The following is a 20,629-nucleotide window of genomic DNA, read 5'->3' on the forward strand; positions in this document are numbered from 1 at the left end:
GCGTCAGTCCCTTACCGGCGCGGGCGCCAGCACGACGCGGGAACCGTTGGATTCCGCCGGACTCACCACGCCCGCCGCTTCCATCGTCTCGATCATCGTCGCGGCCCGGTTATAGCCGATTTTGAAACGCCGCTGCACGCTCGATATCGAGGCCTTGCGCGTCTCGGTCACGAACTGGACGGCTTGGTCGTATAAGGCATCGGCCTCGGGATCGCCGAAACTGCCGCCCCCGCCGCCAGACCCGCCGTAACCGTCGCCCGTATCGGATGCATCGCGAGTGATTTCTTCGAGGTAATTGGTCGGCCCGGTCAGCTTCAAGAACTCGACGATGCGATGCACTTCATGATCGTCGACGAAGGCGCCGTGCGCGCGAACCGGTATGCTGGTGCCCGACGGCAAGAACAGCATATCGCCGTTGCCGAGCAGGGCTTCCGCTCCGCCTTGGTCGAGAATGGTCCGGGAATCGATCCGGGACGACACCTGAAATGAAATACGGGTCGGCACGTTGGCCTTGATCAAGCCGGTCAACACGTCGACGGAAGGCCGCTGCGTCGCCAGGATCAGATGAATTCCGGCCGCCCGGGCTTTTTGCGCGAGCCGTGCAATCAACTCCTCGACTTTCTTGCCCACGATCATCATCATGTCGGCCAATTCGTCGATCACGATCACGATGCTCGGCAACGCCTCCAAAACCGGAGGCTCTTCGCCCTCGGCCAGCGGATTCAGCGGCTGGAACATCGGATCTTTGATTTTTTCGCCGCGCGCATCGGCATCCGCAACCAGTTGATTAAAACCGGCCAGATTCCTGACGCCCATCTTCGACATCAGCTTGTAGCGCCGCTCCATCTCGGCAACGGCCCAGCGCAGGGCATTGCTGGCTTCCTTCATGTCGGTGACGACCGGTGTCAGCAAATGCGGAATGCCTTCGTAAACCGACAACTCGAGCATCTTCGGATCGATCATGATCATCCTGACCTGCTCCGGCGTCGATTTGTAAAGCATGCTCAGGATCATCGTATTGATCGCCACCGATTTCCCCGAACCGGTGGTTCCCGCGACCAGCGCATGCGGCATTTTGCCGAGATCGGCGACCAGCGGCGCGCCGGAAATATCCTTGCCCATTGCCAGCGTCAAGTTCGACTTCGATTTGACGAAAGCACCGGAAGAAAGCAATTCCCGCAGATTGACCATTTCGCGTTCGCGGTTCGGAATTTCGAGGCCGATGACGGACTTGCCCGGAATCACTTCGACGATCCGGACGCTGGTCACCGATAATGCCCTGGCCAAATCCTTCGACAGGGAGCTGATCCGGCTGACCTTCACGCCGGGCGCCGGCTGCAGTTCGAAACGGGTAATGACAGGGCCCGGCAGAAAACCGACGACTTCCACGTTGACGTTGAAATCCTGCAGTATGTTCTCGACCAGCCGGGACATTTCTTCCAAATCGGTCTGCGTATAGCCTTTTACGCGGGTATCGCGGTTGTCCAGCAGCTCGAGCGACGGCAGCGCGCCTTTGTTCCGATAGCGCACGGCAGCGGCTTTTTTCGCAACCTGCTTGGCGACCGCTTTTTGCGCGTCGGCCAGTACCTTTTCGAGAACCGGCGACATTTTGGCCGCCTTCTTGACCGATTCGGCTTCGTTTTCGAGAACCGGCAACGTTTTGGCTGCTTTCTTGGCCGATTCGGTTTCGCTTTTAGGAGAAGGCACCGGCGCTGGCTCATCAGCGCTGAACGAGCTGAAATATTCTTCCGGCTCTTCAACCTCTTCCTGCATATTAAATTTTCTTTCGCTATAACCCGCCGCCCGTTCAAACAACAATCTGAACAATAACACGGTATATTTGCCTATCAGATCCAGCACGGACAGCCATGAAACTTTGGTCGCCAAAGTAATCCCGCCGAGCAGGCCGACCATCAAGAATAAGGTAGCCCCGGAATTGCCCAGTTTGACGACCAGGGTATTGCCGATTTCCTGGCCGACGATTCCGCCGGTGCTGTTCGGCAGGTCGACGCCAGGGCGCAGTAAATAAAGATTCAGCAATGCCGCCGCCGAAACGATCGTGGCAAAAATGCCGGCCGCATTTACGGCCATGGGAAGGATCTTGGGAGCCTCCTGCAGTTTATGCAGCCTGTAGCCGACCCAGAAAATAAGCAGAGGGAAGGGATAAGCCAAGAGGCCGAAAAAGCTGAAGCTCACATCCGCAAGCCAAGCGCCGAACACGCCGCAGGCGTTCGCAATCGCCTTTGTCGTCCCGCTATGGGTCCAGCCGGCGTCGTCTAGGCTGAAAGTCGCCAGAGCGATCAAAAAAAACAGGCCGAAGGCAAAAAAAACCAAAACGGCGATCTCACGCAAGCCACGAACAGTTTTTTCTTCCATCACAGCAGACCTAATATATCTTGGTGAAAAATAAATACCAATAAAACATGATTATAGAACATGCACCAAAGAGATTACATGAATAATTTCGCGGCGAACACTTGATTCTTGTACATCCAACCCTTATTTCACTCGTAAATTTTTCCGGTTTACGAACTCCGTATTCATCTGCATAATTGATTGCATAAATTTTGTTTATCCCTGAAGAGGTCCGAATGAGCGACACCAAACACTGCCGTCTGTTGATTCTCGGCTCCGGCCCGGCCGGTTATACCGCCGCGGTCTATGCCGCAAGGGCGAACCTGAACCCGGTCATGATTACCGGCCTGCAGCAAGGCGGCCAACTGACTACCACAACCGAAGTCGATAACTGGCCGGGTGATGTGGAGGGACTGCAGGGTCCCGATCTGATGGAAAGGATGCGCAAACATGCCGAGCGTTTTGCGACCGAAATCATCTTTGATCATATTCATACCGCCGATTTGTCGGTAAGACCGTTTGTGCTGACCGGCGACGCCGGACGCTATTCGTGCGATGCGCTGATCATTGCAACCGGGGCATCCGCCCGCTATCTGGGGCTGGAGTCCGAGGAAGCCTTTAAAGGCCGGGGCGTTTCCGCTTGTGCGACCTGCGACGGTTTTTTCTACAAAAACAAACCGGTTGCAGTGATAGGAGGCGGCAATACCGCGGTTGAAGAAGCGCTGTATCTGGCGAATATCGCTTCGCACGTAACGGTCGTACACCGCCGGGACAAATTCCGCGCCGAAAAAATCCTCTCCAATAAGTTACTCGAAAAAGCCGCCCACGGCAATGTGACGATCGAATGGGGTCACACGCTGGATGAAGTACTCGGAGACGACATGGGCGTTACCGGAGTCCGGATAAAACATTCGCAATCCGGCGAAACGCAGGAGATCGATGTGCACGGCGTCTTCATCGCAATCGGCCATACTCCTAACACCGATATTTTCGAAGGGCAACTCGAAATGGAACACGGCTATATCAAGGTCAAAAGCGGCATCGCCGGCAACGCGACCGCCACCAGCATACCGGGCGTGTTCGCAGCGGGCGACGTGATGGATGCGGTCTATAAACAGGCAATCACCTCCGCGGGTGCGGGCTGCATGGCGGCGCTCGACGCAGAAAAATATCTCGATGAATTGACCTAAAGCCGCACGGTCTAACTGCGCGAAGCTCGATCAAAACCCGACTCGCGCTTTTTTTGCCAATCCCAAACGGATGAAGATAGCGATACTCGACCCCCACCGGCCGGATCAACCCTTCCCGCCGCTGAATACCGCCTTGGCGGAACCGAACGGTTTGCTCGCGGTGGGCGGTTGCTTGTCGGCCACCCGTTTGTTGAATGCCTACCGACACGGGATATTCCCCTGGTACAACGCCAATGAACCGATTCTATGGTGGTCACCTAATCCCCGACTGGTCCTGTTTCCCGAACATTTGCTGGTCTCCCGCAGTCTAAGAAAGACTTTACACAAAAACACGTTCACTGTGACTTTCGATACCGCTTTCGACAAAGTAATCGCCGCCTGCGGAGAGTCCCGGCAATACCGGGAAGGCACCTGGATCACCCAGGACATTATGCGCGCTTACCGCGAACTGCATCGCTTGGGCTTTGCGCACTCGGCCGAAACCTGGCGCGAAGGCGAGCTGGTCGGCGGATTATACGGCGTCGCGATAGGCCGCGTTTTCTTTGGCGAATCGATGTTTCATACGGAGACCGACGCCTCGAAAACTGCATTTGCGGTGCTGGTTCGGCATCTCAGAGACTGGCATTTCGAATTGATCGACTGCCAAGTCTATACGCACCACTTGGCCAGCCTCGGCGCCGAATTGATCGGGCGCAACGATTTCATGCGGTTGCTCGACCGCTACTGCACGCAGCCTGCCGCCGCGTGCGCCTGGCAGGCCGCATGACTTCGATTCCCTTATTCATTACCGGCGACCATTCGTGCAGTTATCTGGACCGGCAGACCGCGCGATCGGCGTTCGTGCATCCGGCGTTCCGGATCACGCCGGCGATCTATGCGGAATTGCTAAAACACGGCTTTAGGCGCAGCGGCAACGACGTCTATGCTCCGCAATGCCCCCAATGTTCAGCCTGCATCCCGGTGAGAATCCCGGTGGCCCGTTTCAAACCGAACCGGCAACAAAAACGCTGCCGTAAAAAAAATGCCGATACCCGGGTCGTGATCAAACCGGCAGTGTTCGAACAAGCCCATTACGATATGTATCTGCGTTACCAGAACAGCCGGCATCCGGACGGCTTGATGGCGCACACCGGCCCTGAGGATTATATCGATTTTCTCGGCAGCGAATGGTGCGATACTCTGTTTGCCGAATTTTCCATTGCAGGAGAGCCGGCGGCCGTTGCGGTGATAGACCGCTTCACCCATGCCTGGTCGGCGGTTTATACCTTTTTCGATCCCAAATTTAACGAATTCAGTCCGGGAATGTATGCTGTTTTGTGGCAAATCGAAGAAGCGCGAAAACAGCAGAGCGAATTTCTGTATCTGGGTTACTGGATAAAAAACTGCCGGAAAATGGTCTATAAGAGCGCTTACCAGCCGATGCAGGTCTATATTGACCAGGAGTGGCGGGAATTCTCAGATTGTGAAATAAAAGCAGACACGGAGTAAAGTATGGCAGCTCTCCTGTACGGAGACGGATATACCTCCTCCCTGCCCGTCTTTTTCAGGTAAAGGCAGAGGAATGCCCTGCAATTGTTCGCCTCGTCTTTTGTCGCGAAGGAACGGCTTATGGTATGATTACCGATTTTAATAACCAGGATCAAAAAATGGCAAAAGAAGATCAAATTGAAATGGAAGGCAAGGTGATCGATACCCTTCCGAATACGATGTTTAGAGTCCAGCTGGAAAACGGCCATATCGTGACGGCTCATATCTCGGGCAAAATGCGCAAGCACTACATTCGTATTCTGACCGGCGACACCGTCAAAGTCGAAATGACGCCTTACGATTTAACCAAAGGCCGGATTACCTTCCGGATGCGCTGAACCCGGACTCCGCGTCCGGGATCGCGCATTCGCATTCCGACTTCTAAATGCTTTCGGGCACGATCAAATCCTTGCTTTCAATCGCAAAAGCCAGATCGTTGTTCTCCACATAAATTCTGACATGGCCGCCCTGGACCAGCTTGCCGAACAAAAGATCGTTCGCCAGCGGCTTCTTGATTTTTTCCTGTATCAACCGTGCCATCGGCCGGGCTCCCATTTTCGGATCGCAGCCGTTCTCGGCCAGCCACAAGCGGGCATCGGCGTCGAGCGTCAAAGTCACGTGGCGATCGGCCAGCAGTGCCTCCAGTTCGAAAATAAACTTATCGACCACATGTCCGACAATCGAAATATTCAGCGGCTTGAACTGAATGATCGCATCGAGCCGGTTCCGGAACTCGGGCGAAAATCCTCTTTCGATCGCCTTCAGGCTGTCGCCGGCATGATCCTGTTGAGTAAAGCCGATCGATGCGCGACTGCCCTCTTCGGATCCCGCATTGGTCGTCATAACCAGAATAATGTTCCGGAAATCGGCTTTCCGGCCGTTATTGTCGGTCAGCGTGCCATGATCCATCACCTGCAATAACAAGTTGAACACGTCCGGATGCGCTTTTTCGAGCTCATCCAGTAGCAATACCGCATGCGGATGCTTGGTGACTTGCTCGGTCAGCAGTCCGCCCTGATCGAAACCGACATAACCGGGGGGCGCGCCGATCAAGCGGGAGACGGTATGCCGCTCCATATATTCGGACATGTCGAAACGGATCAGCTCGACGCCCAGAATCTTGGCCAGTTGCCGCGTAACTTCGGTCTTGCCGACGCCGGTCGGTCCCGCGAACAGGAACGAACCGATCGTTTTTTGCGTTTCCCGAAGTCCGGCCCGCGACAGTTTGATCGCGGAAGCCAACGCGGCAATGGCTTCGTCCTGGCCGAACACCAGCATCTTGAGATTCTTTTCCAGATTCGCCAGCTTGTCGACATCGTTCGACGAAACCGTCTTGGCCGGTACGCGAGCGATCTTCGAAACGATTTCTTCAATTTCGCCCGCATCGATTACCTGTTTGCGCTCATCTTCGGGCAGCATGCGTTGCCGGGCACCGGCTTCGTCGATCACGTCGATCGCCTTGTCCGGCAAATGCCGGTCGTTAATGAAGCGATCGGACAACTCGGCGGCCAAGCGCAGCGATTCGGTCGAGTAAACCACGTCGTGGTGCTCCTCGAAGCGGGCTTTCAAGCCCTTCAGGATCAGCACCGTGTCTTCGACGGACGGCTCCATAATATCGACTTTCTGGAAGCGGCGCGCCAATGCATGATCCTTTTCGAATACGCCGCGGTATTCCTGGAACGTTGTGGAACCGATGCAGCGCATCTGCCCCGAAGCGAGCAGCGGCTTGATCAGGTTCGACGCATCCATCACACCGCCCGACGCGGAACCGGCGCCGATGATCGTATGAATCTCGTCGATGAACAGAATCGAATCCGGCTCCCGCTTGAGCTGGTTGACCAGCGCCTTGAGGCGTTTTTCGAAGTCGCCCCGATATTTGGTACCCGCCACCAATGCGCCCAGATCCAGAGCATAAATGACGCTGTTCTTCAGCACGCGCGGCACATTTTCCTCAACGATTCGTTTTGCCAGACCTTCGGCGATCGCCGTCTTCCCGACCCCGGCCTCGCCGACCAGCAGCGGATTGTTTTTCCGGCGCCGGCATAGAATCTGAATCGTCCGCTCGACTTCCGCCTCTCTCCCGATCAATGGATCGATCCGTCCGCGGCGCGCTTCCTCGTTCAAATTGGTCGTATATTTGTCCAGCGGGCTTCCGGAGGGTTCGGCATCCGGATTCGACGTGTCGGAATTGCGGTCCTCGGACGCCTGATTTTCCTGATCGATTTTCGAAATGCCGTGCGCGAGATAATTGACCACGTCGAGCCTGGAAATGTCCTGTTTGTTCAGCAGGTAAACGGCATGGGAATCCTGTTCGCTGAACAGCGCAACGAACAGATTCGCGCCGGACACTTCTTTTTTATCGGAAGCCTGAACATGAAAGACGGCCCGCTGCAGCACCCGTTGAAATCCCAAGGTGGGCTGCGTCTCCCGCTGTACGCCTTGAGGAATCAGGGAAATGGTTTCGTCGATGAATTGCGTCAATTGCCCCCTCAAAAGTTTCATATTACAGCCGCAGGCTTTCATGATCGCCTCGGCGGAAGGGTTATCCAACAACGCCAGGAGCAAATGTTCAACCGTTATAAACTCGTGCCTTTTCTCATGCGCATTCTTAAAGGCATTATTCAAAGTAACTTCAAGTTCTTTACTTAACATAAGCTCACCAATTTATGCTTCTTCCATTGTACACATTAACGGATGCTGATGTGCACGTGAATATTCATTGACCAGATAGACCTTGGTTTCCGCCACATCCTTGGAGTAAGTCCCGCATACACCGACTCCTTGCATATGTACCTGCAGCATCACATGAGTTGCTTTCTCATGAGGCATGCCGAAAAACTCCATCAGAATTTCAACCACAAAATCCATCGGCGTGAAATCGTCATTCAATAAAATAACCTTATAAAGCGGCGGTTTTTTCAGCTTCGGTTTGGCCTCCTGTAAAACGAGGCCGTTTTGGTTATCATGCAATGGATCAAAATCAGACATAGAAATCGCGGTGAAAAATCTTTACAGACTTAACAATAATACCAAACGACAGTTGATTTCAAGCTCATACTCACTGTATTTCCCCCCGCTTTCGCCTAATTGAAGTATAGCGCTTTTTCAACGCTATAAAACGGACAAATATCAGCAATCGCTTCTACTCGTTCCGTTTGACACGATTAATGCGAAGAGTTCAATTCGTTCCCCGCTGCCGCCCCAAATCGAGTAGAATGATCGTTTTGTCATCCGAGGAAAATGAATGGTTTGGAAGCCACATGTGACCGTGGCCGCAATCATCGAGCGCGAACAACGATTCCTGCTGGTAGAAGAGGAAACCACTGACGGAATCAAACTGAATCAGCCGGCAGGGCACCTCGAAGAAGGCGAAGACCTGCTCGCGGCAGCGCGGCGCGAGGTGTTCGAAGAAACCGCCTGGCGTTTCGAACCGGAACATCTCGTCGGAATTCAGCTTTGGCGCCGAACTCCCGAGTCTCCCAGCTTCCTGCGCCTCTGTTTCTCCGGCAGTTGCCACAGCCATGAACCGGAACTTGCGCTGGACGTCGGGATCATCGCGACCCACTGGCTCACGCGCGAAGAGATACTGTCCGCCCCCCAACGACTGAGAAGCCCACTCGTCGCTTTATGCGTGGACGAATACCTCAAAGGCGCCCGTTATCCGTTATCGTTAATCCAATCCCTGCTCGATCTGAACCATGTCTAAAAATATTATCGTCGGCATGTCGGGCGGCGTCGACTCCTCGGTCACCGCGCTGCTGCTGCTGGAACAGGGCCATCAGGTGACCGGTCTGTTCATGAAAAATTGGGAGGAAGACGACGGCACCGAATACTGCACCGCGATGCAGGATCTGGCCGACGCGCAGCAGGTCTGCGACAGGCTCGGCATCGAACTGAAAACGGTCAATTTCGCGGCCGAATACTGGGACGAAGTCTTCGAAGTTTTCTTGTCCGAATTTGCGAAAGGCCGCACCCCGAATCCTGACATCCTCTGCAACAAACACGTCAAATTCAAGGCATTCCTGAATTACGCGATCGAAGACCTGGGCGCCGAATACATCGCGACCGGCCATTACGCGCGCGTCGAAGAGCGCGGCGGCGAGTACTTTTTATTGAAAGGACTCGATCCCGGTAAGGAACAGAGCTATTTTCTGTACACGATGGGCCAGAAGCAGTTGTCGCGCACATTGTTTCCGATCGGCCACCTGCACAAAAGCGAAATCCGGGCGATGGCCGAGAAAGCCGGTTTCGAGAATTCCCGGAAAAAAGACAGCACCGGCATCTGCTTCATCGGCGAGCGCAAATTCCGGGAGTTCCTGCAGCGCTACCTGCCGACCCAACCCGGCGATATCCGCACCCCGGAAGGCAAAACGATCGGCCACCACCACGGCCTGATGTACTACACACTCGGCCAACGCCAAGGGCTCGGCATCGGCGGCGTTCAAAATACCCCTGATGAGCCCTGGTATGTACTCGACAAAGACCTCGACCACAACATACTGATCGTCGGCCAGGGCCACGACCACCCGCTGATGCTGCACAATGTGCTCGAAGCCGGCCAACTGGACTGGTGCAGCAATCGGCCATTGGTCGCAACGATCCGCTGCGCAGCCAAAACCCGCTACCGGCAGACCGACCAGCCCTGCACGCTGATCCCGTTGCCGGAAAACCGCTGCAAGGCGGTATTCGACGAGCCGCAGCGCGCGATTACGCCGGGCCAGTCGGTGGTGTTTTATGATGGCGAAGTCTGCTTAGGCGGCGGAATCATCGAAAGCAAAACCAACGAATAACCTTTTCAACTATTGCACTTGTTATTTTTCATGACTCAATCCTCCGCACTCACCGCCATTTCCCCGATCGACGGCCGCTATGCCCGCCAAGTCGAAAAGCTGCGCCCGATTTTCAGCGAATACGGCCTGATCCGCTTTCGCGTGCTCGTCGAAGTGCGCTGGCTGCAGGCTTTGGCTCGCGAGGCGAAAATCGCCGAAGTGCCGATATTCAGCGAGGCGGCCCTGCTAGCCTTGAATACGATTGCGGACGAGTTTTCGGAAGCGGACGCGGCGCGGGTCAAGGAAATCGAGCGGACCACCAACCACGACGTAAAGGCGGTCGAGTATTTCCTGAAGGAAAAAATCGCCGGCAACGCGGAACTCGAAAAAGTCTCCGAGTTTTTCCATTTTGCCTGCACCTCTGAAGACATCAATAACCTATCTTATGCGCTGATGCTGAAGGAAGGCCGCATGGTGATGCTGGAACAGATCGACACCTGCATCGCGGCCGTCAAGAAAATCGCAGTCGAAACCGCAGGCCAGCCGATGCTGTCTCGCACGCACGGCCAGTCCGCGAGTCCGACCACCGCCGGCAAGGAATTCGCAAACGTCGCGGCCCGGATGGAACGCCAGCGCAAGCAGTTGGCAGAGGTCGAACTGCTCGGCAAGATCAACGGCGCGGTCGGTAATTACAACGCGCACAGCGTCGCCTATCCCGAAGTCAACTGGGAAGCCTTCGCGCAAGATTTCGTCGAATCGCTGGGCCTGACTTTCAATCCTTATACGATCCAGATCGAACCGCACGATTACATCGCCGAGCTTTTCCATACCCTGTCCCGCTTCAATACGATTCTGCTCGATTTCGACCGCGACGTCTGGGGCTATATTTCGCTCGGCTATTTCAAGCAGAAAACCGTCGCCGGCGAAGTCGGCTCGTCGACGATGCCGCACAAGGTCAATCCGATCGATTTCGAAAACTCCGAAGGCAACCTCGGCATTGCCAATGCGTTGTTTGGTTTCCTGGCCGAAAAGCTGCCGGTGTCGCGCTGGCAGCGCGATTTGACCGACTCGACCGTGCTGCGCAACATCGGCGTCGGGATCGCCCATACTAGCATTGCGATTCAATCGACCTTAAAAGGCATCGGCAAGCTGCAGATCAACAGCGAGGCGATCGAAGCCGATTTAAACGCTAACTGGGAAGTGCTCGCGGAGCCGATTCAGACCGTGATGCGGCGCTACGGTATCGAAAAGCCCTACGAAAAACTGAAGGAGCTGACCCGCGGTCAGCGCATTACGCCAGAAGAGATGCGGGCATTCATCGAGAAATTGGAAATTCCGGAGCACGCCAAAGCCAGCCTCTTGGCCCTGACGCCGCGCGGTTATACCGGCTACGCCGAAACCCTGGCAAAAAAAATCTGATCCGCTCTTGAAAATTACGGGTTTTATCCTAAACTCCAATGTAATGATTTGCCATGGTTAATGCGTATTCATTGGACTTCTCCCCCGCTTTGAGAGTTTGGTATTTCCTCTCCCAGGCTGCACCGTCCGGTGCAGCCTTTTTTTTGCCTGCGCGGCCTGTCCGCGGAACGTAAGCCAGTGCTGCTCAACCTGATCTGGAGCGGCTTTTTCCTGATCGCCTTTCTCACTGCCGCGTTCAAACTGGTACTTTTCGACGACACGCAAATTTTTGCCGGCATTATGTCCGCGCTGTTCAACCAAGCGAAAGCCGCGTTCGAAATTGCCCTAGGCCTGACCGGCGTGCTGTCGCTCTGGCTCGGCATCATGCGGATCGGCGAAAAAAGCGGCTTCATCCAATTGTTGACGCTGGGCTTGACACCGCTATTCAGCCGCCTGATGCCGGACATTCCGAAAAATCACCCGGCACTCGGTGCGATCGTGATGAACATTTCGGCCAATGCGCTCGGCCTCGACAATGCAGCGACGCCGCTCGGGATCAAAGCGATGAAGGAATTGCAGACGCTGAATCCCACACCCGACACCGCCAGTAATGCGCAAATCCTGTTTCTGGTGATCAATACCTCGTCGGTGACGCTGTTCCCGGTGACGATCTTCACCTACCGCGCCCAACTCGGCGCGGCGAATCCGACCGACGTATTCATTCCGATCCTGATCGCGACTTATTTCTCGACGCTGGCCGGCCTCTTGGCGGTCGCATTCGTCCAGAAAATCAATTTGTTCGACAAAGTCGTGCTTGCCTATCTGGCCGGGATGACTCTGCTGGTCGGCGGCCTGCTCGCTTATTTTGCCGGCCTACCGAAGGAAGAAATGCTGGTGCAATCGGCGCTGATCAGTAATGCGATCCTGTTCGCGCTGGTGATCGTTTTCATCGCCGGGGCGCTCTATAAAAAACTCAATGCCTACGAAGCATTCGTCGAAGGAGCCAAAGAAGGTTTCCAGACCGCAATCACGATTATTCCGTATCTGGTCGCAATGCTGGCCGCGATCGGCGTTTTTCGGGCCAGCGGCGCGCTGGACATCCTGAACGACGCAATAAGGTTTTTAACAGGATTGTTTCAGGTCGACAGCCGCTTTATCGACGCGCTGCCGACCGCATTGATCAAACCCTTCAGCGGCAGCGGCGCCCGCGCGATGATGATCGACACTATGAAAACGCTCGGCGCCGACTCGTTTGCGGGGCGTCTGTCCTGCATCATTCAGGGCAGCACCGAAACGACCTTTTATGTGCTGACGGTGTACTTCGGCGCGGTTGGGATCAAAAATATCCGGCATGCCGCCGGTTGTGGGATAATAGCCGATTTTGCGGGCGTAATCGCCTCTATTTTGATTGGTTATCGGTTTTTCGGATAGATGTTAGTTCATTTGCAAACCCTCGGCTGCCGGCTCAACGAAGCGGAACTCGAAACCTGGGCGCAGGATTTCGAGCGAACCGGCCATCGGATCACCGCCCAGCCGGAAGCCGCCCAGTTGATCGTTTTGAACTCCTGCGCGGTGACCCGGGATGCGGCACGCAAATCGCGCCAATCGATCCGCCGCATCCACCGCGACAACCCGCAGGCGAAGCTGGTTGTCAGCGGCTGCTATGCGACGCTGAATCAGCAGGAAGCCGAGGCGGAGCTGGGCGTCGACCTGGTGATCGGTAACCGGGACAAGGATAAGCTGGTCGAGAAAGCGCTGAGCGAATTGAACCTGGACAGCATGCCCGCGCAGGCAACCGAGCCCGGCGAATTCTCGCTGTTCACGCGCGGCCGCCAGCGCGCGTTCGTGAAAGTCCAGGACGGCTGCCGCTACCGCTGTACGTTCTGTATCGTGACCGTAGCGAGAGGCGAGGAAAAAAGCCGGTCGGTCGAGGCTGTGGTCGAGGAAATCAATGCGCTCTACAGCCAGGGCATCGTCGAAGTGGTGTTGACCGGCGTGCATCTGGGCGGCTACGGCAGCGACCTGAATAGCAACCTGGCCGACTTAATCAGAGCAATTCTTACCGAAACGGACATTCCGCGCATCCGGCTCGGCTCGCTCGAACCCTGGGAATTGTCCGACGGCTTTTTCGAATTGTTCGACAACCCGCGCCTGATGCCGCATCTGCACCTGCCCTTGCAGAGCGGTTCCGACAGCGTGCTGCGGCGGATGGCGCGGCGCTGCAAAACGCAGGAATTCACCGAAATCGTCGAGCGCCTGCGCAGCCGGATTCCGCATTTCAACGTCACCACCGACATCATCGTCGGCTTTCCGGGCGAAACCGAGCAGGAATGGCGGGACAGTTACGATTACATTGCCGCAACCGGCTTCGGCCACATCCATATCTTCACCTATTCCCGGCGCGAAGGCACCAAGGCCGCGGCGCTACCCAGCCAGGTCAGCAATGCGGTCAAGAAGCAGCGCAGCGCCGACCTGCACCGTCTGGCCGAAGAAATGAAGCTGAAATTCTACCGGGACAATCTGGGCCGCAAGTTTCCGGTGTTGTGGGAAGGCTACAGCGAGCCTTGCGGCGATAACCAGCAGCGGGTTTTCGGCTACACCCCGAACTATCTGAAAGTCGGCTGTATCGTAAGCAGGGACAAATCGGTCGAAAACCGGTTGCTCAATGCCCGTCTGGCCGAAGCGGGGCAATACTGGATTGCCGGCGAATTGACCGAATAACTCCCTTTTCGACTTTAGCCGGACCCGATATGGGCATCATCAAAAAACTCGCCTCGCAAACCGCCATCTACGGCCTCAGCAGCATTTTCGGGCGGTTTTTGAATTACCTGCTGGTGCCGCTTTATACCTACCATTTCTCGGCCGCGGAATACGGGGTGGTGTCGGAGTTTTACGCCTATGCCGGATTTTTTGCGGTGCTGCTGGTGTTCGGCTTCGAAACCGGCTACTTCCGCTTCCGCGACAAAAGCGATCCGCAGCGCGACAGCGCCTATTCGACCGCCTTGTGGTTCGTGCTGGGGGTCAATCTGGTGTTTCTGCTGTTGATCTGGCTCGTCCGGACACCGCTCTCCGAAGCGCTGCATTATGGGCATCATCCCGAGTATGTGGAGTGGTTTGCGATCATTCTCGGACTCGATGCGATCGCGTCGATTCCGTTCGCAAGGCTTCGAGCCGAAAACAGGGCGTTCCGGTTTGCGGGAATCAAGATCCTAGAAATTCTGGTCACTGTCGGCCTGAGCCTGTTTTTCATCGCCTATTGTCCGCCGCTGTACGCGAAGAACGAACACATCTGGTTCGCGCCGATCTATGATCCCGGGATCGGCCTCGGCTACGTGTTCATCGCGAATCTGGCCGCCAGCGGAGTCAAATTCGTTCTGTTGACGCCGCAGTTGAAAGGGTTGCTCTGGGGCTTCGACAAGGCGTTATTCAAAAGCATGGTGCGCTATTCACTGCCGATGGTCGTGATCGGCTTCGCGGGCATCGTCAATGAAATGCTCGACCGGGCTTTGCTGAAATATCTGCTGCCACACGACCCGCTGACCAACATGCGCATGCTCGGGATCTACAGCGCCTGTTACAAGTTGTCGATCCTAATGTCGCTGTTTATCCAGGCATTCCGCTACGCGGCCGAGCCGTTTTTCTTCGCCTACGCGGACAAGAGCGATGCGCGCCGGGTGTATGCGGACGTAATGAAATATTTCGTGATCTTCTGCATGGCGATCTTCCTGCTGGTCACCCTGTACATCGATTTCTTCCAGTATTTCATCGGCCGGGAATTCCGTACCGGGCTCGGCGTGACGCCGATCCTGCTGCTCGCGAACCTGTTTCTGGGCATTTATGTGAACCTCTCGATCTGGTACAAGCTGACCGACCGGACGCTGATGGGCGCGTTCGTTTCGCTCGGCGGCGCGCTGATCACGATCGGCCTAAATTTGTGGTGGATTCCACACTACGGCTATGTCGGTTCGGCCTGGGCGACGCTGGCCTGCTATGCATCGATGGCCTTGGTTTCGTACCTGTTGGGGCGAAAATACTACCCCGTTGCCTACGATCTCAAGCGTATCATCTTCTATATCACGTTCGGCATCAGCCTCTATTGGCTGCATGTGCCGCTGACGAGCCGCGCCGGGCTGCCGGCCTGGTCGACCGCCGCGATGCTGATGCTGAGCTATTTATTGACCGCCGCGCTACTGGAAGGCTGCAGGCGCGCGGCCCCTGTCCTTGAGTGAGGAGACGAAGATGACGCTTGACGAGCGCGATTTTCTGGAAGTGATCGAGCGCACCCCGCTGGTGTCGATCGATCTGGTCGTACAGGATCAAGCCGGACGGGTGCTGCTCGGCTGGCGCACCCGCGAACCGGCCAAGAATACCTGGTTCGTGCCGGGCGGGCGCATCCGCAAAAACGAAACGCTCGACGCCGCGTTCTCGCGCATTGCCGCCGCCGAACTGGGGACCTCTCTCGCACGCTCGCAAGCGGCGCTGCTTGGCGTCTATACGCATTTGTACGAGACCAATTTCGCCGGAGCGGCGGGTATCGATACCCATTACGTCGTGCTGGCTTATGCGCTCAGCGCGGCCGAAGCCCCCCAAAGTTTGCCCAAGGAGCAGCACAGCGCGTATTGCTGGCTGAGCGCCGGCGAAGCGTTCCGTCACCCGGAAGTACATCCATATGTGCTGCCGTATTTTGAGGCGCTTTCAGGATTAGCCGGTAACGCTGCTTAGACCGTGACGACCGATCAGACCTGCCAGGTTTTAAAAACCTGGCAGATTTCTATCACTCCTTTACCCAGCCTTCCCGAAGTGTCACGGTCCGGTTGAACACCAGGTTATCGGCCCCGCTGTCCTTGTCGAGGCAGAAATAACCGATCCGTTCGAATTGAAAGCAACTTTCGGGCGCCGCCGTCGCCAGGCTCGACTCGACCCGGCAGCCGCTGACGACCTGCAGCGAATCCGGATTCAGCACGCTCAGGAAGTTATCTTCGTTGTCCGGCTGCGGCACGGTGAACAGGCGGTCGTACAGGCGCATCTCGGCCGCCAGCGAATGAGCTTCGGAAACCCAGTGGATCACGCCTTTGACCTTGCGGCCTTCCGGGTTCTTACCGAGCGTGTCGGGGTCATAGCTGCAGCGCAGTTCGACGACATTGCCGTCCGCGTCCTTGATTACCTCGTCGCAGCGGACCACATACGAACCGCGCAGGCGCACCTCGCCGCCCGGCACCAGGCGCTTGTATTTCGGCGGCGGATTCTCGGAAAAATCGTCGCGCTCGATCAACACCGTTTTCGCAAACGGAACAGTTCGCGAGCCGAGCTCCGGACGTTGAGGATGGTTACCCAGGGTCAGATTTTCAACCTGCCCGTCCGGATAATTGGTGATCACGACGCGGAGCGGTTCGGCCACCGCCATCACCCGCAGCGAATTCTGATTCAGATCCTCGCGGATGCAGTGTTCGAGCACGCTCATCTCGATCCATGAATCTTTCTTGGTCAGGCCGATCCGCTCACAAAAATCGCGGATTGCGGCCGGAGTCACGCCTGCCCGGCGCAGCCCTGCAATCGTCGGCATCCGCGGATCGTCCCAGCCCGAGACATGCTTTTCGGTCACCAGCTGATTCAGCTTGCGTTTGCTGACGATCGTATATTCGAGCTGCAGGCGGGCAAACTCGATTTGCTGCGGCCGCCACGGCGTATTCAACTGCTCCAGCACCCAGTCGTACAAGGGGCGATGGTCTTCGAATTCGAGCGTGCAGAGCGAATGCGTAATCCCTTCGATCGCGTCCGAAATGCAATGCGTATAATCGTACATTGGATACAGGCACCAGTCGTGGCCGGTGCGCTGGTGATGCACGCGGCGAATCCGGTAAATCGTCGGGTCACGCATGTTGATGTTCGGCGAAGCCATATCGATCTTCGCACGCAGCACATATTGCCCGTCCGCATACAGGCCGTCGCGCATGCCCTGGAACAGGGACAGATTTTCCTCGACCGAACGGTCGCGGTCAGGGCTGTTCTTTCCCGGCTCGGTCAAAGTCCCGCGATTGGCCCGGATTTGCTCGGGCGTCGAACTGTCGACGTAGGCCTTGCCGTCCTTGATCAACTGCACCGCATAATCGTAAAGCTGCCCGAAATAATCGGACGCATGGCGAAGTTCGGACCACTCGAATCCCAGCCAATGCACGTCGCGCTTGATCGATTCGACATATTCCTCGCTTTCCTTTTCGGGATTGGTATCGTCGAAACGGAGATTGCAGGTGCCGTGATATTCGAGCGCCAGACCGAAATTGAGGCAAATCGATTTGGCATGGCCGATATGCAGATAACCGTTCGGTTCCGGCGGAAAGCGGGTGGCAACTTTGCCGTTGTGCTTGTTGGTCTTTAAATCGTTGTTGATGATATGGCGAATAAAATTCGCCGGCGACGGATTTTCATTAATGGACATGAACTATAGGATTTAGGATTTTAGCTTCAGTTGCGCCGTGTAAGAAAGCGCCGATAAAAGGAAATGCAATGAATCATTTATGCTACTTGATTTAGGAAATCCAGTAAAGCGAGAAAACCCCCAAATCATTGAAGTGCAGGGTGCGGACATAAACCGATGGGTCATTGCCGGAAATCACATTAAATCACATTGTTGTCTACAAAGAGATTGATTGAAGTGCGCTTGGAAGACTTAACAATATTGTGGAATTTAATGAATCGAATCCGTTGAAAACGCCGTGCAACACGGCACACTCCCTGCTTCGGAATATGATGCCGAAGTGCCGGCCGCGCTAAGGATGCGGGCTTCTTTGAAGCGGTTTTACTGGCATAATGGGCGCTAGACCGGGAAAGCCGGAATATCCGAGAGCATTAACTCCGGCGGAGCCTGGCACAATGCGTCATTTTCGTAAAGCGGCTTGGGCTTGCCGGTGAAATAACCTTGCGCATAATCGACCTGCAGACCGTTCAAGGTTTGCAAAATCACTTGGTTTTCGACAAATTCGGCGATCGTTTTCTTGCCGAGCATATGGCCGATATCGTTGATCGATTTCACCATCGCCAAATCGACCGAGTCATGTTCGATATCTTTCACGAAAAAACCGTCAATTTTCAAGAAATCGACCGGCAGGTGCTTGAGGTAAGCAAACGATGACAGGCCGCTTCCGAAATCGTCGAGCGAAAACTTACAGCCGTATTCCTTCAGGCGCCGCATGAAATCGGTAGCCAGCGTCAGATTCGCGATTGCCGCAGTTTCGGTAATTTCGAAGCAGACCTTGGCCGGCGGCATCGCCGTTCTGACGAACTCGCTTTCGATAAACCCGAGCAGATGAGGATCACTCAGGCTCGATCCCGAAAGGTTGATCGAACACAGCGACAAATATTCCAGCCGTTTGTGGTTTTCCGTAAAATAGTTGAATACGTTGCGAATCACCCACCGGTCGATCTTCGTGGCTAATTGATAACGCTCCGCGGCCGGTAAAAACGCGTTGGCCGAAACCAGGTTGCAGCTTCTATCTTTCATCCGCAGCAGAATTTCGCAATGTTCGCCTTCCCCCATCCCGAGCGGCACGATATCTTGCGCATAAAGGCAAAAAAGATCCTGCTCGAGCGCATTATTGATCCGAACCGCCCAGTTCATTTCGCCGTGATGCTGCACCAGCGCCTTGTCGTCCGCCCGATAAATATGCGTACGGTTTCTACCGGCCTCCTTCGCCGCAAAACAGGCCATGTCCGCCTGTTTCATGTGAATGTCGGAGCCGCCGTTGCGAATATCGATCATTACCAGCCCGATGCTGACGCCGATCCGGAAACTTTTGTCCTGCCAGAAGAACTGGAATTGCTCGACCGCTTGATGAATTTTGTCGGTCACCGCAACCGCCGATTCCAGCGGGCAATTTTCCATCAGTATCGCGAATTCGTCGCCACCCAGCCGGGCCAGTGTATCGTTGCGGCGGATCACCTGCGAGAACAGGCTGCTGATCTGCCGGAGCAACTCGTCTCCCGCAGCGTGGCTGCAGGTATCGTTCACAATCTTGAATTGATCGAGATCGATATAGCACAGCGCATATTCGGCATTGGATTTACGCGTCAATGCCATCACGCGTTCAAGCCGGCGATCGAACTCCTGCCGGTTGATCAATTGCGTCAGGGCATCGTGGCTTGCCTGATGGGCCAGTTTCTCGGTCAATTGCAGCGCTTCGGTGACGTCTTCCTGAATCGCGACAAAGTGCGTAATTTCGTCTTCCGAATTGATAACCGGCGCAATGGATTCGCGAGCCCAGTAAAGCTCTCCGGATTTTTTCTGGTTTCGCAATACGCCGCGCCAGACTTGCCCGGCAGAAACGGTATCCCATAAGGCTTTTTGGCTGTCTGCCGACAATCCCGAACTGAATATTTTCGACGTCTTACCGACCACTTCCGAAGCGGAATAGCCTGTCGTTTCGGTAATTTTGCGGTTCGTGTATTCGATAATTCCGTTCCGGTCCGTAATGAAAATAAAATTCGGGCTGTTGTCCATCGCATGATACAGCTTGCAAAGATCGTTCTCGACCAGTTTCCGTTCGTGAATATTTCTGATTACGCCGAAAATTCTCGGCAGTTCTTGGACATGGCTCTCGGACATGCGGAATAAATCGATCGAATAAGGATCGATGCCCATCGCGGTAATTTCTACATGCCTGAATTCGGATTCATTCCGGCACAGCAAGCGTAACTGGACCGTCATGGGGCTTCGGTCGAGGCCCACGCTCTTAAAAAGGGCGTCAGCTTTTCTCGAATCTTCCTTACAGACGAACTTCGAATAATGCTGTCCCGTCATTTCGGCCAGAGGCCGTCCCAGAATCGTTTCCACGGCTCTATTCAGATAAGAAAAACTTCCGGCCTCGTTCATCAGAAAAATAATGTCCGGAGAATTTTCTACAAAGAACCGGTGCATCTGTTCGGAATGATGCAACCGGTTCAAAATCTGCTGATTTTGGTTTTGCAAACGGATAATTTTTTGCGCTTTCGCAACGGTATTTTTCAAGGCCTTGACTTCATAGGGTTTTTTAATGAAGTCGTGAACGAAGCTGTAGCGCAGGGTTCGCCTCGCCTCCATAAAGCCCGCCTCTCCGCTGATCACGATCACTTGGGCGCTTAATCTCATGTCGTCGACATGCTTCAACACATCATAGCCGTGGCAATCGGGCATGTTCAGGTCCAGCAAAATCAGCTCCACCTGATATTTGCCCAATATGTCGATGGCCTCCCGGCCGCTTTGCGCCGCGATGACTTTGTAGCCCTCAAACTCGAAAATCTTGCGCAAACTGTCCCGAACGAGCTTTTCGTCATCAACAATCAATAATTCAATCGATTCTCCCTTTGCGCTCTCCGAATCGGCCGTATGAGATATTAGCGTTGAATCAAAAAGCATGG

16 protein-coding genes are annotated in these 20,629 nt (G+C 55.1%); 11 read left to right on the plus strand and 5 right to left on the minus strand.

Annotation, left to right across the window (positions count from 1 at the left end; genetic code table 11):
* Positions 1 to 3 precede the first annotated feature (3 nt).
* Positions 4 to 2,376, minus strand: coding sequence for a DNA translocase FtsK (locus JJL52_RS05555; RefSeq protein ID WP_202051413.1), 2,373 nt, complete (start codon positions 2,374 to 2,376; stop codon positions 4 to 6).
* A gap of 215 nt (positions 2,377 to 2,591) precedes the next feature.
* Between JJL52_RS05555 and trxB the strand changes: the two genes are divergently transcribed.
* The 4 genes from trxB to infA all read left to right on the plus strand — a co-directional run bounded on the left by trxB (position 2,592) and on the right by infA (position 5,410).
* Positions 2,592 to 3,545, plus strand: a complete 954-nt coding sequence (gene trxB, locus JJL52_RS05560; RefSeq protein ID WP_202051414.1) for a thioredoxin-disulfide reductase — start codon at positions 2,592 to 2,594, stop codon at positions 3,543 to 3,545.
* Positions 3,546 to 3,615: 70 nt separating this feature from the next.
* Complete coding sequence (gene aat / locus JJL52_RS05565) at positions 3,616 to 4,311, plus strand: leucyl/phenylalanyl-tRNA--protein transferase (protein ID WP_202051415.1); 696 nt, start codon at positions 3,616 to 3,618, stop codon at positions 4,309 to 4,311.
* Positions 4,308 to 5,033 (plus strand): arginyltransferase, encoded by a 726-nt coding sequence (locus JJL52_RS05570; RefSeq protein ID WP_202051416.1) that lies wholly within the window; start codon positions 4,308 to 4,310, stop codon positions 5,031 to 5,033. The genes aat and JJL52_RS05570 overlap by 4 nt, the downstream gene beginning before the upstream one ends.
* A 158-nt stretch (positions 5,034 to 5,191) precedes the next feature.
* The gene (gene infA / locus JJL52_RS05575) at positions 5,192 to 5,410 is read left to right on the plus strand and encodes a translation initiation factor IF-1 (protein WP_202051417.1); all 219 of its coding nucleotides are present in this window, start codon (positions 5,192 to 5,194) and stop codon (positions 5,408 to 5,410) included.
* Between the two features lie 43 nt (positions 5,411 to 5,453).
* Here infA and clpA read toward each other — a convergent pair whose 3' ends face one another.
* Both clpA and clpS read right to left on the minus strand, forming a co-directional pair.
* The gene (gene clpA, locus JJL52_RS05580; RefSeq protein WP_202051418.1) at positions 5,454 to 7,724 is read right to left on the minus strand and encodes an ATP-dependent Clp protease ATP-binding subunit ClpA; all 2,271 of its coding nucleotides are present in this window, start codon (positions 7,722 to 7,724) and stop codon (positions 5,454 to 5,456) included.
* Positions 7,725 to 7,736: 12 nt separating this feature from the next.
* Positions 7,737 to 8,060 (minus strand): ATP-dependent Clp protease adapter ClpS, encoded by a 324-nt coding sequence (gene clpS / locus JJL52_RS05585; RefSeq protein WP_202051419.1) that lies wholly within the window; start codon positions 8,058 to 8,060, stop codon positions 7,737 to 7,739.
* Positions 8,061 to 8,316: 256 nt separating this feature from the next.
* On the opposite strand from clpS, the gene JJL52_RS05590 reads away from it, so the two are divergent.
* The 7 genes from JJL52_RS05590 to JJL52_RS05620 all read left to right on the plus strand — a co-directional run bounded on the left by JJL52_RS05590 (position 8,317) and on the right by JJL52_RS05620 (position 15,961).
* Entirely contained in the window at positions 8,317 to 8,778 is a 462-nt protein-coding gene (locus JJL52_RS05590) for an NUDIX hydrolase (RefSeq protein WP_202051420.1), read from the plus strand.
* Positions 8,771 to 9,862: a tRNA 2-thiouridine(34) synthase MnmA gene (gene mnmA / locus JJL52_RS05595; protein ID WP_202051421.1), complete on the plus strand. Its 1,092-nt coding sequence runs from the start codon at positions 8,771 to 8,773 to the stop codon at positions 9,860 to 9,862. The genes JJL52_RS05590 and mnmA overlap by 8 nt, the downstream gene beginning before the upstream one ends.
* Positions 9,863 to 9,892: 30 nt before the next feature.
* Positions 9,893 to 11,260, plus strand: a complete 1,368-nt coding sequence (purB, locus tag JJL52_RS05600; protein ID WP_202051422.1) for an adenylosuccinate lyase — start codon at positions 9,893 to 9,895, stop codon at positions 11,258 to 11,260.
* Positions 11,261 to 11,440: 180 nt separating this feature from the next.
* Positions 11,441 to 12,670 carry a nucleoside recognition domain-containing protein gene (locus JJL52_RS05605; RefSeq protein WP_236994090.1) on the plus strand — a complete coding sequence of 410 codons (1,230 nt, stop codon included), beginning with the start codon at positions 11,441 to 11,443 and terminating at the stop codon, positions 12,668 to 12,670.
* Complete coding sequence (gene mtaB, locus JJL52_RS05610) at positions 12,671 to 13,960, plus strand: tRNA (N(6)-L-threonylcarbamoyladenosine(37)-C(2))-methylthiotransferase MtaB (protein WP_202051423.1); 1,290 nt, start codon at positions 12,671 to 12,673, stop codon at positions 13,958 to 13,960.
* 29 nt (positions 13,961 to 13,989) lie between these two features.
* Positions 13,990 to 15,468, plus strand: coding sequence for a lipopolysaccharide biosynthesis protein (locus JJL52_RS05615; protein WP_202051424.1), 1,479 nt, complete (start codon positions 13,990 to 13,992; stop codon positions 15,466 to 15,468).
* Between the two features lie 10 nt (positions 15,469 to 15,478).
* Positions 15,479 to 15,961, plus strand: coding sequence for a GDP-mannose mannosyl hydrolase (locus JJL52_RS05620; RefSeq protein WP_202051425.1), 483 nt, complete (start codon positions 15,479 to 15,481; stop codon positions 15,959 to 15,961).
* A gap of 52 nt (positions 15,962 to 16,013) precedes the next feature.
* Here the strand turns inward: JJL52_RS05620 and JJL52_RS05625 are convergent, their stop codons facing one another.
* Entirely contained in the window at positions 16,014 to 17,675 is a 1,662-nt protein-coding gene (locus JJL52_RS05625) for a glutamine--tRNA ligase/YqeY domain fusion protein (protein ID WP_202051426.1), read from the minus strand.
* Between the two features lie 378 nt (positions 17,676 to 18,053).
* Complete coding sequence (locus JJL52_RS05630) at positions 18,054 to 20,627, minus strand: GGDEF domain-containing protein (RefSeq protein ID WP_202051427.1); 2,574 nt, start codon at positions 20,625 to 20,627, stop codon at positions 18,054 to 18,056.
* Between the last annotated feature and the right edge of the window lie 2 nt (positions 20,628 to 20,629).

The sequence above is a fragment of the Candidatus Methylomicrobium oryzae genome (genome assembly GCF_016745425.1).
GTDB lineage: Bacteria > Pseudomonadota > Gammaproteobacteria > Methylococcales > Methylomonadaceae > Methylomicrobium > Methylomicrobium oryzae.